Below are 13,802 nucleotides of genomic sequence, written 5' to 3'. Positions count from 1 at the left end.
CCTGTTGCCGGTTCTGCCTCCGGATAGCCAAAATCATCAAAATAGGGGTCCATTGGCCCCTTCTTCTGTCATCTCTCTTATTGTACATGAAAATCCCGAATTTGCAAGCTTTTTATAAAGTTCCATATGCCTTTGGCTCACCAAAAGGCTGATTTACGGAATTCGGGCTGCGGTTTGCCTGCCTCCATTTTGTAAATCATGCCTGCAAATCCGGGATTTTTATGTTTTTTTACTTTGCAGCTTCTACCCTTAAGGGGAAATTGGACATGCTTCCTGCGTCATAGGTAACAGTCACATAGGTAACCTTCACCATGGCCCCGCTTCCATTGCTGTCATTGGAGGCAGTTCCAAGGACATCCGTGTCCAGACCCTCGCAGTTGTCCTTTATAAACCCAAGCTCTGTGCCGGATTCCGATTTAATGGTAAAGGTGCTCATGGCCTGGTCTACAACGCTTCCGGTCATCTCCTGCACCTTCATGCTCTCCTGCCCGTCTAATACCAGGACAGGCTTGGCATTAGCCGCATCCGTACCGGAGATCTCTCCTTTATAGATGACGGAAACTTTCACCTCCGGTTCCAGCGCATAAGTAGTCTCCACCCCGGCACCGCTTAAATCAAAGTTCAATTCCTTGTCGCCGCTTTGGATGGTCATGGTCCCCATGTTATCCGCAACCGTTTTCACCGTACCCGTAAGGATCTTAAATTCCGCCCCATTGCCCGGCGCCTCCTGGCTCACATCTTCCGTACCTTCGGAGGTTGGAGCCGTGGTTTCCGTAACCGTATTTGCCACGCTTTCCGTATTCTTTACTGATTTTCCACAGCCTGTAAATAAAACAGCCGCACAAACAGCCACTGCTATAATCCATGTTTTTTTCATAAGCATCCTCTTCTTTCTTTCCTAAATCACCTATGATTCCACATTTAGTATACCATCCGTTTGTGAAAAATCTTTATCTTTTTCCTTAATTAATTTTACGAATTGCCTAAAAATGGTAATTTTCTGCTTAAAATCAAGGGGTTAGAGACTTTTAGCCTCACTGGCTGCTACTACCTGGATGCAGTTGAAACCAGGCTTCATGCAGTTAAAATGCAGTCAGGAAATGATATGATCTACTATATAGTAAGCCAGCCGGAATCTTTCACTTGAAAAAGCAGACACAACTTTTTTATTTTAAATCCAATTGATATTGCTCCTTTCTGTGTATAGAAGGCATCGAAGAAAGACACAGTATCTTCAATCTCATTAAAATATCTTGTCTTCTTATTTCCATTATCTGGAAAATTTTAGATTAACTTATTAAAAAGTTTATACATTTATTACCTTCATTTTATATTGCTTTGTTATCATACTTGTAATAATGGAGGCTAACATATGAAAACTAAATTAACTAATTCAATACTTAAGGGACACGTAGGCTACGGTGCTGGCCCTGGTATTACCGAACTCCATGAATATGAGTGCCCTTGCGGAAAAGGCAAAATCTCAGAAGAACACAATAATATTCCTGGCTTTGAAGAACATGTTGTTAATATTTATTGTGACGAATGCTGTAATAAATATGAACTTAACACCAGCCTTGGTGTCCGCAGTTGGAATTTAAGTGAAAAATAAGTTACACCTTCGATTAAATTTTTATTCCTTAGCCGAAGCCCCAGCTTCGGCCAATCTCACTTCACCTGATTTCTGGCAATAAAAAAACTACCAGTTCAATACTGATAGTTATTAGTTTTTTATGATACATATAAATTCAGACCGCTATTTCTTTTTCTCTGAAACTTCTGCCCACACCAAATAGCCGACTCCAATTATAAAACTAACAATACTAAGTGTTCTCAAGGGAGTGCCTGCATACTCTAATCCCGAAGCAAATAATTCGCTATCCCATGTTGATGAAAGACCCGACATAAATATTGCTGCAGATATGTATCTGGCAGAAAATAAAACAGAGGCTATAAAGCAGAACGTTGAACCAACACCTCTTTTTCCCATATCAAAGACCTCTTTGAAATTCTTACTATTAAGAATACAACAAATACTACTAACTATTAATATTAAGTTTTCAATGTACCCGCTTTCACAAACTCTTCACAGATTCCTCAAATTCCCTTCACAATTTCCTGGTATATTAATAACTGTAAAGAGGCCAATAACCCTTTTAAATAAAACTTTTTTTCATACAGCCGGCAGGATTCCCCATCTTGCCGGCTCCTCCCTTTTATGAGGACTTTTTCTGAAACTCTTTCAAAGATTCCACCAAAGCTGACCAGTATTCTTACCGCTGTGCCACTCTGGCGGAACTTCCACGAACTCCCCATCAATTACAGTTTCAAGGGAACCTGGTACGTGTTCGGGCTGTTCGGGTACGTTTTCCGGTTCTTCAATAACAGTTTCGATTGTCCCATATGGACAACCAAGTGGGGTAGTTGAAAGTCTTGATTCTGTTCCATCTCTTTTTCCTGATATAAAGGTTTGTACCCCCTGCCAAATCTTCTATGTATTCATCAATCAGCTTCCCCACATAGTTTGTAAGCTTTAAAAAAACAAACTTCCAGGTTCTCATCACCGTGGAAAAACTCAATGTTTTCCACTCCCAGCATTTCTTAATATACTGATTTATTCTTTCATTGATCTTCAATTTATCACCCCTTTTTCGATACAGATTTTCTGTATAATTTTACTTTAGCGCAGTTATTCTATGTTATTAATAACTAAGTCCAATAATTCTGTATTTTTCATTTGCAAAATCACAGAATTACTGTATAATCAAGACACATTAATTAAAGGAGACTCGGTAATGGGAAACTTGGCTGAAAACATAAGAAAATATAGAAATCTCGCAAGCTTAAACCAGGAACAACTTGCAACCAAGCTAGGTAAATCAAAAAATGTGATTTCTAACTGGGAGCGTAGTGACAATAAACCAGATGCTGACACTATTGAAAAAATGTGTTACATTTTTAATATTGAACCCAATCAATTATATGGTTGGTCCACTGTATCACAATCTCAAACTATTTCTGCCCACAAAGATTCAGAATGGTCAGATGAGGAATTAGCTAAAATAGAAGAATATAAAAAACTGCTTCTGGCGGCACGCCCTAATAAAGGAAATGATTAATCTTCACTTACGAAAGTCTCCAAGGGGAGGAATACATAATATTCAATATCTATAGAATAACGGGAAGTGTAGGGAAATAGAAGTTTTACATTAAGATTAAAATAGCCTATGGCCTTTTAATAAAAACTAAAGAAAAGGGGATTAGAGTATGAAGCAAATTCTAAAAATCATCGCATTAATTGAATTAATAGGAGGTGCTATCGCAAGTTTTTATTTTGCAAAAACATTTGGGATAAACGTATCATTGTGGGGGCGCCCGGAACGAGATTGGTTATTAACCATTCTTATTTTTATTTCAGCATTGTTCTTGTTCTTTGTTAATTTTGTTATTTTAGTTTCTTTTTATGAGATTCTTGACAACCAAGAACAAATTTACCAAAAGCTGCATCAGGTAACATGTAAAATAGAAAAACAATCAGAAGCCATTCCCCCTGTTGATAGTTGGAAATGCTCAAAATGTGGAAAGTATAATCTTAATTATGTAGGTACTTGTGGTTGTGGAAATTTAAAGCAATAATACTATGAAATTAAATGAGGGGGAATTGCTGTGAATAAAGAAGAATTTGAACAAAAGTTAAACGAGGTACACGAAAGGGTATTATCAAAAGCTCTCTCTGTAGAAGAGGAAAATAATTATACAGAATCTCTGTTTGAGTCTATCCGTTACGTTAATATATATGGAGAAGAATTCTGGTATGCGAGAGAATTACAAGCAGCTTTGGAATATACTGAATGGAGAAACTTTTTAAATGTAATATATAAAGCGCAGACTGCTTGTGAAAATAGTGGAAATGTTGTATCTGACCATTTTGTTGAGGTTAACAAAATCGTATCTGCCGGTGCTACTACTAAACCAGTTGAAGATTTTGAGTTGTCTCGCTACGCTTGTTATTTAATCGTTCAAAACGGAGATTCTCGCAAAAAGGTAATTGCATTAGGTCAGTCCTATTTTGCCATTAAAACTCATCAGCAAGAACTCATTGAAAATTATGGCGAGTTGACAGAAGAACAAAAACGTTTGGCGATCCGCAATGAAATGATTTTTCATAACAAATCTTTGGCTGACGCTGCTCAAATGGCTGGGGTTGTAAAACCAAAAGATTATGCTATCTTTCAGAATAAGGGGTACCAAGGTTTGTATGGCGGTTTAGGCGTTAAGGAAATCCATGCAAGAAAGGGATTGAAAAATAGTCAGAAAATCCTTGATCACATGGGAAGCACGGAACTGGCTGCCAATTTATTTCGTGCTACGCAGACCGATGAAAAGCTCCGGAAAGAACACATAACGGGAAAAGATGCTGCGAACCACACACATTTTGAAGTTGGGCAAAAGGTCCGCCAAACAATAGAAGAACTTGGCGGTACCATGCCCGAAGATCTTCCTGTTCCGGCAAAAAGCATTAAGCAAATCGAAAGGGAGCATCAAAAGAAATTAAAAAAGACTTAAGGAAAAGCCACGTTGAGGGAATCCGGCAGCTATAACGGCAACCGATCCATGTGCAATCACTGGAGTAATATTCTTAAAAACTTCAGGCCGTAAGCGATACTCTGCTGGCAGAGGAAATTACTCCCCACACATTTCGGCATACCCATGCCTGTGACTTGCATAAATCAGGGACAGACATCAAACAGGCTCAATACCTACTTGGACATGATGATATTAAAACCACCCTGGACACTTACACTCATTTTGGGTATATGGTTGTAAAAGTGGACAAGTTGGAATCCTATTACAATACAGCCAAAATGCAGTCATAGAAAAAAACAACACCCCTGAAACATGCATAAACAAAAGGTTTCAGGGGTTTAATAAAAATCTTTATCTTTTTTCTAAAATCTTCCAACTCCTACAGGATTTCGCCATATCTGCCCAAAAAACTCTGCGTGCGCAAATTGCTGGAGGAAAATACCTCCTCCGGTGTTCCCTCCTCTACGATCACGCCGTCAGCCATGAAAATGACCCTGTCTGAAATATCTCTGGCAAAGGCCATCTCATGAGTTACAATGACCATGGTGATGTGCATGTCCGCAAGGGACTTAATGACCTTTAACACCTCTCCCGTAAGCTCCGGATCCAGGGCAGAAGTCGGCTCGTCAAAAAACAGGATCCTTGGATTTAAGGCAAGGGCCCTTGCTATGGCCACCCGCTGGCACTGTCCCCCGGAAAGCTGGCAGGGATAGGCACCTGTCTTATCCTCCAGCCCCATCTTCCGGAGAAGCTCCATGGCCTCGGAAAGGACCTCTTCCTTATCCCGTTTCTGCACATGGATGGGCGCATCGGTAATATTTTTCAAAACCGTCATATGGGGAAATAAGTGAAAGTTCTGGAACACCAGGCCGTAATTCTTCTGTATTTCCTTCCGCTTTTCTCCCCTGGCATAGACGGCCCTTCCATCAGGCCCGTTCCATGCGGCCTTTTCTCCCAAATAATTAAGTTCGCCTCCATCCATCTGTTCCAGCATGGTGGCACACCGAAGCAGGGTGGATTTTCCTGAACCGGATGGACCGATGATGGATACGATCTCACCTTCCTCTACCGATAGGGAGATATCCCGAAGCACGCCCTGGCCATCAAATGCCTTTTTCACATGGTTCATTTCCAGTAAGTACATCTTCTCTTCCTCCTATTGATAATAGTTCATCCGTTTTTCTATGTATTCCATCCCAACCGCCACGATAAGGTTGAAAATGTAATAGAATAAACCTGCCGCCACAAAAGGGATAAGGCTGGTCTGGGAAGAAGCCAGGGCCTTGGCAACTGCGAACATCTCTAAAACGCTGATGGTAAAAGCCAGGGATGTGTCCTTGACCAGGGTAATGACCTCATTGGTCACAGACGGCAGGATCCGTTTCACAACCTGGGGAAATATGATGCGGAAAAAGGTCTGGGGTTTCGTATAACCTAAAAGCTTGGCGGCCTCATACTGCCCTGCAGGCATGGACTGGATCCCGCTCCTGTATATTTCTGCAAAATACGCCGCATAGTTAATAACAAAGCCAATGAATGCGGCCCAAAGGCGGTACCCGTTTCCCACCTTCAAGCCGAATAAGTAATAGGGACCGAAATATACCACCATCAACTGCAGCATCAATGGAGTTCCTCTCATGACTGAAATATAGAATTTAACAACGGCCTGTATGACCGGGTTTTTTGACATCCTCCCAAAGGATACCAAAAGGCCCAGGGGCAGTGAAAAGGCCAGGGTCACCATAAATATCTGGATGCTGACCCACATTCCTCCTGCCAGTTGTGAAAATATCTTCGTTAAAGCCATGATTTATCCTCCATGTTCTCTGAAAAACCAAGAAAAACACGCTTTGGAAGTTTTTCTTAGTTGCTGCGGCATTTGTCGAAGGAATATGCAAGCATATTCCTTCGGCTCATTGCTCGCGCAAATGAAGTCCGGCCCTTAGACGCGGGACCGGAACCCATTTTATCACTTTTTTATTTAACCGTAGTTACATCCTTGCCGAACCACTTTTCCGAAATCTTTTTAAGGGTCCCGTCAGCCGCCATGGCGTCCAACTGTTCCTGAACCTGATCTCTTAATGGGTCATTGCCTTTCTTAAAGCCTACGCCGTATTCCTCTGCTGCAAGGGCTTCATCCAATATGATAAAATCGACTTTTCTCTGCTCGATCTGGTATGCTGCCACGATTACATCCATGGCAATGGCATCCACTGCACCCATTTCCAGATCCATAAAGGCTGTGTTATAATCCGGTGTCGTCTGAAGGGTTCCAAAGGTCCCGGCCAGCTTTTCATCCGCCTGCAGCGCCTTTTCCGCGGAGGAATCCGCCTGTACTTCAACGATCTTTCCTGATAAGTCTGCCAGGGTCTTGATGCCGGAATCCTTACTCACCACAAATACCTGGCTGTTTTCCATGTATGGCCTTGTCCAGGTATAGCCTTCTTCACGTCCTGTAATTGTAAAACCATTCCAGATACAGTCAATATTTCCGGATTCCAGCTCCATGTCCTTGGCATCCCATGCGATAGGCTGGGGAACAAATTTCTTTCCAAGGCGGTTTGCCACCTCCTGTGCCAGTTCCAGATCAAAACCCGTATACTCTCCATTCTCTCCTACAAAACCCATAGGCGGGAAATCCTGATCAAATCCAACGGTAAACGTTCCGGCAACCGCTTCTTCCTTTTTGCCGGCTTCCGTTTCTTTTGCTGTTTCTTTTGCAGTTTCCTTTGCTGTTGATGACGCTGTATCGGAAGCCGCAGAAGCTGCAACCGCATTCTTTTGTCCGGAACACCCGCTAAGCAGGACTGCTGCTCCCAACATTGCCGCTAATAAAACCTTTTTTTTCATAATTGCATCCTCCTCTTGCTTTTCATGTGTTACCATGGTAGCACAGTAAAGTATTTCTGTAAAGAAGAAATTTGCAGTTATGAAAATTACATTGCTGCTGTTAAAAAAAAGCTAAAAATAAAACCAGAATGAGAATCACGATCCCAGCTCCCGCCAGCAAAACCGGGCTAACCGTACTTCCTCCTCTTTTAGAGGGTCCCTCAGGCTCTGCAAGCATTCCCCATGGACTGAGTTCCATGATTCCCAGAGGGATCCCGCCTAAATCCTCTCTTCCCATAAAGGAAAGAAATTCCTTCCAGTCCTGTTCCACCATCCGTTTTCCCTCTTTCCAGTCCTCCCTTGGGTCCTTTTTCTCCCTGGTAAAAAAGGAGCCGGAATCTTCCCTGCCTTCCAGACATTCCTTGTCCTTCAGGAACTGCTGATAGGCATGTCTTATCCCCTTGTTTGCGGTCTCCCTAAGATCCCTGGTAGTCTGATAAAGGTTCATCATATAATAATAGACCTTGTAGGCAGCCCTGGGCTGAAATGGGGTATTCCTGCTCCCAGACCTTTTCATGATGCCCTCAGACTTCTTAAAGGCCTCCTGTATGTAATAGTCGATCATCCGGTCAACGGCTTCCCGCAAGTCCGCGGCCAGCCCTTTATTGATTCCGGAATAAGCCCCGTAGGTTTGAGATTTAATTGCCATCACAGCCGCCAGAAACCCATAAAGCGCCTCACTTCCCCCGGAGAGGGCAGAGGCTTTAAATAAATTCCCCCGGCGGTTCATATACCCGGCAAAGCGCTCTGCTGATTCAATATCATTGGAAGAATAAACCGTATTTTTCCCCATAGGGGAAATGGAGGCCTGAACGCCATGGGCCTTATCTGACCTGCCTCCCAGGCTGCCGTTTCCTTCCAGAGCGGATATGGGCACTTCTCTTCGCATCCGCTGGGCATACTGGGGATCATTCTTTATCCGTCCCTCTCCTGCCGGCTGGTAAATCATTCCCTGTTCTCCGTCATTTCCTGATTCATTGACCGGGGTTCTGATGCTGCCAGGGTTTAATGTAACCAAATCCCCGGTGCTCTCCGGTTGTCCCTGAAAAACCCTTTCCAGCTCCCTGATGCTTAAAGTATTTCCCGTAACACTGCGGTAAAGGGCGGCTTTTAAGGCTGCCATGGAGCTTTGGGAGCCGAATTTTTCAAAAAGCAGCTCCAGTTCCCCCATACGGGCCTCCAGCACCTTCATAAGGATATCCGATAAAACGGCATCCAGTGCGGCAAGCTGCCCCTCCTGCACTCCTGCCGTGGTATTCTCAAGGATGGCCCGGAGCAGTTCCTTATAAATCCCTGCAAGGCTGTCCAGATCATCGGTAAAAGTCTTTGCAGCAGACGGACTCCAGGTCAGGATATCCTCCCATGCCAGATCCGCCTCTTCCTTTCCCCACATTTTATCAAGATCAGAAAGTTCCTCAGGGCTCAGCTTATAATACGCGCTTTCCTCCGACAGAGCTGCCGTATCCCGGCCCGGCCTGGCTTCCCTGGTTTCCCTGGCTTCCCTGGTTTCCTCGCCGCTTTCCCCGCTCTTTTTCTCACGGCTTTCTTCCACGTTCCGGCTCAACTCTTCCACAAACCGTTCCCCTGCCTCCATCCTTCCCCTTATGTCCGCTTCCTCAACAGCCCGTTGAATGTCTCCAGGCTCGCCTATGGGAGCCGCAGCGGCGGCCGGATCCTGTACCTTTATCTCCATGTCCTCTTCCCTTTTTGGTCCCTTTCGCGAAAAGTCTTATTCATCGGGTAAAAATATCAGTCCTTTTCATCCTGATAAACGATCCTCCCGCCGCAGACAGTATACTTCACTCTTCCAAACAGTTTTTCTCCTGTAAACGGGGAATTGGAAGATTTGGAAACATATTCTCCCACGGTCCATTCCTCATTGGGATCGAAAATCACCAGATCCGCAGCCCTTCCTTCCTTTATGAAGCCAAAATCCAGCCGGTACAGCTTCGAAGGATTTAAACTCATTTTCTCCATTAACTGCATCATGGTCAGATGGCCGGGACGGACCAGGTTTGTCACCCCCAGCCCCAGGGCTGTTTCAAGGCCTATGATCCCGCTTGGGGCTTCGGTCAGCTTCTTTGCTTTTTCCTCGGCGCTGTGGGGCGCATGATCCGTTGCAATGATATCAATGCTGCCGTCCTTTAACCCCTGGATAATTGCCTGACGGTCCTCTTCCGTCCGAAGGGGAGGATTCATTTTCGCCAGGGTTCCATGCTTTAATACTGCTTCTTCTGTCAAAGTGAAATGATGAGGCGTCACCTCCGCATACACTTCTGCCCCCAGCTCCTTTGCAAGCTTCACCATCTTCACTGAGGCAGCAGAGCTGATATGCTGGATATCCACGGCAGCGCCGGTGTGAAGGGCAATCATGCAGTCCCTGGCAACAAGACAGTCCTCTGCCAGTGCCGGTGAGCCAAAGATTCCAAGCTCACCGGACACCTTGCCGTGATTGATTCCATTGTTTACAATAAAGGCAGGATTCTCCTCATGAAAGCTCAATGGAACATCCAGTTTAGCTGCCCGTTCCATGGCCGCCTTTACCAGTTTTTCATCAAGGAGGGGAATTCCGTCATCGGTGAATCCAACCGCTCCATGGGCCTTTAATTCCTCCATATCCGTCAGCTCCCGCCCAAGAAGTCCCTTGGATACTGCCGCTGCCTGCAGCACATGGATGCCTGTTTTCTTCCCTTCACGCTCCACATATTGAAGGGTTTCCACGTTGTCCACAGGAGGCTTGGTATTGGCCATACAAACCACCGCAGTAAACCCTCCTTTTGCCGCCGCTCTGGCTCCGGTCTGGATATCTTCCTTATAGGTAAGCCCGGGATCCCGGAAATGAACATGGACGTCAACAAACCCCGGGGCAACAATAAAACCGGAAGCGTCGATCACCACATCCTCTTTTGAAGCCGGAAAGGCATCCAGCTTAAGCTGTGTTCCCACACCTGCAATCTTTCCATCTGCAATGCAGATATCCATAGTTCCTTCCACCTGGTTCCCAGGGTCTACTACATGAGCATTTTTAATCCAAATCATTTTCTATTCCTTCCCTTCTCTTTTATTTCTGTAAACTACAAGAAATACGCTATGCGAGTTTTTTATAGTTGTATCCGGCGGATTCTGCAAGGGTCAAATACCCTGTAACTTCCTAAGGGGTATTTGACTCATCGTCCGTTTGCACCTGTTTCTTTGCAGCAAATCTAAAAAATCCCTGAGGCAGTTCAAAAACAAAGACAATGCCAAGTACAATGGCAACCGCCACCTTAAGAGCAAGAAAACCGGTCCGAACTGCCAGCGCCAGTTCATCCGTCACAATATAATAAGCCGTCCAGTACACTCCGGCCCCAGGCACCAGGGGGAAAATACCGGATATTAAAAATATAGTGACCGGACACCGTTTCCTTACAGCGAAGGTCCTGGAAAGAAGGATCACTACAATGGTGGCTGCCAGGGCGGCTGACGGAGCCGTCACGCCATTCATAAGTCCTGCATAGACCAGCCAGCCTGCTCCGCCGATCAGCCCGCAATATGGATAATAGCCTTTGGGCACACCGAACAAAAGGGAAAATGCAACCGTTCCCACAACTGCAGCGGCCGTTTCCGCAATCACGCTCATAGAAGCACACCTCCTGTCAGCCGGTGAAACAGGCTGAAAACCAGCCCAACGCCCATGGCAATGGAGAAAAATACCAGCAGCGCATCCATCATCCGAACGGAACCGGAGATATAATCCCCGTCAGCAATATCCCGAATGGCATTGGTAAAAGCAACCCCTGGGATCAAAGGCATGATGGAACCGATGATCATGAAATTCAAATGCTCCCCAAAATGAAGCAGATAAAGGACCGTACACAGAAAGGTCACCAGGGCTCCTCCCCCAATGTTTCCTACGATCTTTGAAAGATGGGGGCCGCTTAAAAAGATCACATATACATATAGAAGAATCCCTGAACAAAAAGCCGATAAGCTGTCTCTTAAATTCCCTCCGAACAGATAGCAGAAGCAGGCGCTTCCAATGCCGGAAGCCAGAATCTGCATGGTTTTTGATTTTCCCGGCAGGACCCGGATCTGATCCAGCCTCTGTTTTACCTCCACGGAGCTTAGGCGGCCCTTCTCGATCTCCCTGGAAAGCTGGTTTACCGCCGCCACCCGGTCCAAGTGGGTCCCGCTTACCGGAATGTGCTGGACCTTTGCAAATATTTCTTCTCTCTCATTGCCAGAGGTAGTAAAGATCCCATTGCTGAGAACAAAGGAATTCCCGGACCTTATCCCATAGTGACAGCAGATACGGTCCATGGTCTCCTCCACCCGGAAAATCTCAGCCCCGTTTTCCAAAAGGATATGCCCTGCCTGTATAGCGGCCTCCAAAACCTCTCTCTGTTCCTCAGGGGTCAGCTCCCCCGGCTGTTCCCTCTCATTTTCCATAAGAACCTGTCTCCTGCCCGATTTCAAAACAATCCCCGTCTTTTCGGATATTCACGATCCGTTCCCTGTAAGGTGCGGAAATATCCATGTCCTTCAGCCTGTTGATGACGGAAAAATCCCCCCAGAAGTGCATGGGAAATCCATAGCTTACCCGGGTCTTTCTCATGAATTCATCAAAGCCAAGGCAAAAGGCATTCTCCTGTCTGGGATCCAGGGGGAGAAAAGCCACATCAATGTCCATGCCTGACAGCTTGTCCACTTCCCCGGAATACTTCTTTGCCATACGGTCATTCCAGTCGTCCGGTTCTCCTTCCCATCTCCAGTTGTTTAGATCCCCGGCATGGTAAATGACCCTTCCTTCCGCTTCTATAAGAAACGCAACGCCTTCATCAGTGGATCGGAGGGTCAGAATTTCTAAATCTGCCTTTTTGTCCTCAGAGGCAGGGACTATAAGACTTCCTTCTGAAATGCAAAAGCCAATCCTCTCTCCTGGCTTCATAAAGACCGCCTCACTTAAAAGCTCCTTGGGCAGCCGTCCTTTTGAGATATCATCCGACAGGACATATCTGGTTTTTTCATGCTCGTTTATAATCCCCAGTATTATTTCAGAAAAATGGTCCCCATGGCGGTGGCTTGCAAATACCAGAAGGGGTTTCTTGTCATTGATCTTTGGCAGGGAACCCTCTGTATAATCAAACAGCAGGGCCACTGTCTCAAGCTCCACCAGAAATGCGCTGTGATGGATATAGGTGATTTTCATTGGAAAAGACCTCCTTTTATGGCTGTTTGAAAAAATTATATCACAACAGCCATCACTCTGCATAGCAGGTGGACGCAAAAAGGGCGGGAACAATTGTCCCCGCCCCGGAAATTTTTCATTCCTGACCGTACCGGTAATCCAGTCGATTAGTTTGCTGCTTTTGTGGATTCAACTTCTGCAGACTCTGATTCTTCTGCGTCTGCATCTTCGATGCTTTCTTCTTCGGAAGACTCCTCTAAGGAAACTTCTTCTGTCTTGGACTCTTCTACAACTTCCTTTGATTCATCTGCAGTTGTAGCTGCCTCTGTTGTTGCTTCTGTTGTGATGGCTGCTTCTGTAGCTGCTGTTGTTTCAGCAGTCTTGGTGCTGCCACATGCAGAGATAGATGCCATGGTTAATACGGCTACTCCTGTAAGTACCAGTTTCTTTGTTGTTAATTTCATAATTATTCTCCTCCTTGCGACTACATATGTGTTATTGTTCTTTTGTCTGTCGCGGCTTCATGTTGTCCTACGACTTTGAAGCTGACTCCAAGTTTAACACCTTAAGAAAATAAAGTCAATGACCCCTTTCTGCCTTTTGTCACACGTAAAATCAAGCAAAATCTTAAAACTAAATGACAATTGATACAGGCGGAGCCGAAGATAAATTATGAAATTATGCTCTTGTATTTTTTTCATCCCAATAATTCCAATTTTGTCCACTCCAAAAATCTTACAATTATTTCATTAAAAATAAAATATATTTGTAACATTTTACCACAGTTCTTTCGACAAAATAAGACAATTAAGTGGTCAGATCAAAGCTTTCCCCTATCATCCGCTTAATATCACTCTCCGGTACGGATCCGTCAAGGAGGATGGTGTTCCAATACTTTTTATTCAGGTGATACCCTGGAAGCACTCCGGTAAATGCATTTCTCCAAAATTCCACCCACTCCGGATCACATTTTAAATTAATGCAGACCAGTCCATCCCGTTCGTAGATCCAGGCAAATACCTTCCTGTTTTTTCTGTGCCGGATAACGGTCCACTGGTGGTCACGAAAAGGGTAATCTTCATAAGACTCAGGATAGGTTAAACAGTAAGAAATTAATTCCGCTCTGGTTTTCATGTTGTCTCTCCCTTCCTCTCCTTGT

At 44.8% G+C, this 13,802-nt stretch carries 17 protein-coding genes; 5 read left to right on the top strand and 12 right to left on the bottom strand.

Features of this window, described 5'->3' with window-relative positions:
- Window positions 1-229: 229 nt before the first annotated feature.
- Window positions 230-877 carry a hypothetical protein gene (locus tag ACYVD3_RS01490; protein WP_460640737.1) on the bottom strand — a complete coding sequence of 216 codons (648 nt, stop codon included), beginning with the start codon at window positions 875-877 and terminating at the stop codon, window positions 230-232.
- Between the two features lie 495 nt (window positions 878-1,372).
- Here ACYVD3_RS01490 and ACYVD3_RS01485 point away from each other — a divergent pair, with 495 nt between their 5' ends.
- Window positions 1,373-1,612: a hypothetical protein gene (locus ACYVD3_RS01485; protein ID WP_460640736.1), complete on the top strand. Its 240-nt coding sequence runs from the start codon at window positions 1,373-1,375 to the stop codon at window positions 1,610-1,612.
- Between the two features lie 144 nt (window positions 1,613-1,756).
- On the opposite strand, the gene ACYVD3_RS01480 is transcribed toward ACYVD3_RS01485, so the two are convergent.
- Window positions 1,757-1,990, bottom strand: a complete 234-nt coding sequence (locus tag ACYVD3_RS01480) for a hypothetical protein (RefSeq protein ID WP_460640735.1) — start codon at window positions 1,988-1,990, stop codon at window positions 1,757-1,759.
- A gap of 805 nt (window positions 1,991-2,795) precedes the next feature.
- On the opposite strand from ACYVD3_RS01480, the gene ACYVD3_RS01475 reads away from it, so the two are divergent.
- The 4 genes from ACYVD3_RS01475 to ACYVD3_RS01460 all read left to right on the top strand — a co-directional run bounded on the left by ACYVD3_RS01475 (window position 2,796) and on the right by ACYVD3_RS01460 (window position 4,877).
- Window positions 2,796-3,119 carry a helix-turn-helix domain-containing protein gene (locus ACYVD3_RS01475; RefSeq protein WP_460640734.1) on the top strand — a complete coding sequence of 108 codons (324 nt, stop codon included), beginning with the start codon at window positions 2,796-2,798 and terminating at the stop codon, window positions 3,117-3,119.
- Window positions 3,120-3,267: 148 nt separating this feature from the next.
- A complete protein-coding gene (locus ACYVD3_RS01470; protein WP_460640733.1) occupies window positions 3,268-3,636 on the top strand; it encodes a hypothetical protein in 369 nt (122 codons plus the stop codon).
- Window positions 3,637-3,666: 30 nt separating this feature from the next.
- Window positions 3,667-4,566, top strand: a complete 900-nt coding sequence (gene dinD / locus ACYVD3_RS01465) for a DNA damage-inducible protein D (protein ID WP_460640732.1) — start codon at window positions 3,667-3,669, stop codon at window positions 4,564-4,566.
- Between the two features lie 101 nt (window positions 4,567-4,667).
- Window positions 4,668-4,877 (top strand): tyrosine-type recombinase/integrase, encoded by a 210-nt coding sequence (locus tag ACYVD3_RS01460; RefSeq protein ID WP_460641027.1) that lies wholly within the window; start codon window positions 4,668-4,670, stop codon window positions 4,875-4,877.
- Window positions 4,878-4,966: 89 nt separating this feature from the next.
- Here ACYVD3_RS01460 and ACYVD3_RS01455 read toward each other — a convergent pair whose 3' ends face one another.
- The 10 genes from ACYVD3_RS01455 to ACYVD3_RS01410 form a co-directional block, all read right to left on the bottom strand.
- Window positions 4,967-5,731 (bottom strand): amino acid ABC transporter ATP-binding protein, encoded by a 765-nt coding sequence (locus tag ACYVD3_RS01455; RefSeq protein ID WP_460640731.1) that lies wholly within the window; start codon window positions 5,729-5,731, stop codon window positions 4,967-4,969.
- Window positions 5,732-5,743: 12 nt separating this feature from the next.
- On the bottom strand, window positions 5,744-6,394 hold the full coding sequence (locus tag ACYVD3_RS01450; RefSeq protein ID WP_460640730.1) for an amino acid ABC transporter permease: 651 nt from the start codon (window positions 6,392-6,394) through the stop codon (window positions 5,744-5,746).
- Window positions 6,395-6,564: 170 nt separating this feature from the next.
- A complete protein-coding gene (locus ACYVD3_RS01445; RefSeq protein ID WP_460640729.1) occupies window positions 6,565-7,437 on the bottom strand; it encodes an amino acid ABC transporter substrate-binding protein in 873 nt (290 codons plus the stop codon).
- 100 nt (window positions 7,438-7,537) lie between these two features.
- On the bottom strand, window positions 7,538-9,169 hold the full coding sequence (locus ACYVD3_RS01440) for a hypothetical protein (RefSeq protein WP_460640728.1): 1,632 nt from the start codon (window positions 9,167-9,169) through the stop codon (window positions 7,538-7,540).
- Window positions 9,170-9,225: 56 nt separating this feature from the next.
- Complete coding sequence (locus ACYVD3_RS01435; RefSeq protein WP_460640727.1) at window positions 9,226-10,515, bottom strand: dihydroorotase; 1,290 nt, start codon at window positions 10,513-10,515, stop codon at window positions 9,226-9,228.
- A 112-nt stretch (window positions 10,516-10,627) separates the two neighbouring features.
- Window positions 10,628-11,095: a threonine/serine exporter family protein gene (locus ACYVD3_RS01430; protein WP_460640726.1), complete on the bottom strand. Its 468-nt coding sequence runs from the start codon at window positions 11,093-11,095 to the stop codon at window positions 10,628-10,630.
- Window positions 11,092-11,904, bottom strand: a complete 813-nt coding sequence (locus ACYVD3_RS01425) for a threonine/serine exporter family protein (RefSeq protein ID WP_460640725.1) — start codon at window positions 11,902-11,904, stop codon at window positions 11,092-11,094. Before ACYVD3_RS01425 ends, ACYVD3_RS01430 begins: the two co-directional genes overlap by 4 nt.
- Complete coding sequence (locus ACYVD3_RS01420) at window positions 11,894-12,664, bottom strand: MBL fold metallo-hydrolase (protein WP_460640724.1); 771 nt, start codon at window positions 12,662-12,664, stop codon at window positions 11,894-11,896. Before ACYVD3_RS01420 ends, ACYVD3_RS01425 begins: the two co-directional genes overlap by 11 nt.
- A gap of 146 nt (window positions 12,665-12,810) precedes the next feature.
- A complete protein-coding gene (locus tag ACYVD3_RS01415; protein ID WP_460640723.1) occupies window positions 12,811-13,107 on the bottom strand; it encodes a hypothetical protein in 297 nt (98 codons plus the stop codon).
- A 343-nt stretch (window positions 13,108-13,450) separates the two neighbouring features.
- On the bottom strand, window positions 13,451-13,777 hold the full coding sequence (locus tag ACYVD3_RS01410) for an MmcQ/YjbR family DNA-binding protein (protein ID WP_460640722.1): 327 nt from the start codon (window positions 13,775-13,777) through the stop codon (window positions 13,451-13,453).
- Window positions 13,778-13,802 lie beyond the last annotated feature (25 nt).

Source organism: Lacrimispora brassicae (assembly GCF_054772055.1).
Note: the sequence above shows the minus strand (reverse complement) of the source record. Positions and strands in the feature narration are given on the sequence as shown.

Excerpts from the sequence above, each read along its gene's own strand:
- ACYVD3_RS01490 (WP_460640737.1), bottom strand. The coding sequence starts at position 877 with ATGAAAAAAACATGGATTATAGCAGTGGCTGTTTGTGCGGCTGTTTTA.
- ACYVD3_RS01485 (WP_460640736.1), top strand. The coding sequence starts at position 1,373 with ATGAAAACTAAATTAACTAATTCAATACTTAAGGGACACGTAGGCTAC.
- ACYVD3_RS01480 (WP_460640735.1), bottom strand. The coding sequence starts at position 1,990 with ATGGGAAAAAGAGGTGTTGGTTCAACGTTCTGCTTTATAGCCTCTGTT.
- ACYVD3_RS01475 (WP_460640734.1), top strand. The coding sequence starts at position 2,796 with ATGGGAAACTTGGCTGAAAACATAAGAAAATATAGAAATCTCGCAAGC.
- ACYVD3_RS01470 (WP_460640733.1), top strand. The coding sequence starts at position 3,268 with ATGAAGCAAATTCTAAAAATCATCGCATTAATTGAATTAATAGGAGGT.
- ACYVD3_RS01455 (WP_460640731.1), bottom strand. The coding sequence starts at position 5,731 with ATGTACTTACTGGAAATGAACCATGTGAAAAAGGCATTTGATGGCCAG.
- ACYVD3_RS01450 (WP_460640730.1), bottom strand. The coding sequence starts at position 6,394 with ATGGCTTTAACGAAGATATTTTCACAACTGGCAGGAGGAATGTGGGTC.
- ACYVD3_RS01445 (WP_460640729.1), bottom strand. The coding sequence starts at position 7,437 with ATGAAAAAAAAGGTTTTATTAGCGGCAATGTTGGGAGCAGCAGTCCTG.
- ACYVD3_RS01440 (WP_460640728.1), bottom strand. The coding sequence starts at position 9,169 with ATGGAGATAAAGGTACAGGATCCGGCCGCCGCTGCGGCTCCCATAGGC.
- ACYVD3_RS01435 (WP_460640727.1), bottom strand. The coding sequence starts at position 10,515 with ATGATTTGGATTAAAAATGCTCATGTAGTAGACCCTGGGAACCAGGTG.
- ACYVD3_RS01430 (WP_460640726.1), bottom strand. The coding sequence starts at position 11,095 with ATGAGCGTGATTGCGGAAACGGCCGCTGCAGTTGTGGGAACGGTTGCA.
- ACYVD3_RS01425 (WP_460640725.1), bottom strand. The coding sequence starts at position 11,904 with ATGGAAAATGAGAGGGAACAGCCGGGGGAGCTGACCCCTGAGGAACAG.
- ACYVD3_RS01420 (WP_460640724.1), bottom strand. The coding sequence starts at position 12,664 with ATGAAAATCACCTATATCCATCACAGCGCATTTCTGGTGGAGCTTGAG.
- ACYVD3_RS01415 (WP_460640723.1), bottom strand. The coding sequence starts at position 13,107 with ATGAAATTAACAACAAAGAAACTGGTACTTACAGGAGTAGCCGTATTA.
- ACYVD3_RS01410 (WP_460640722.1), bottom strand. The coding sequence starts at position 13,777 with ATGAAAACCAGAGCGGAATTAATTTCTTACTGTTTAACCTATCCTGAG.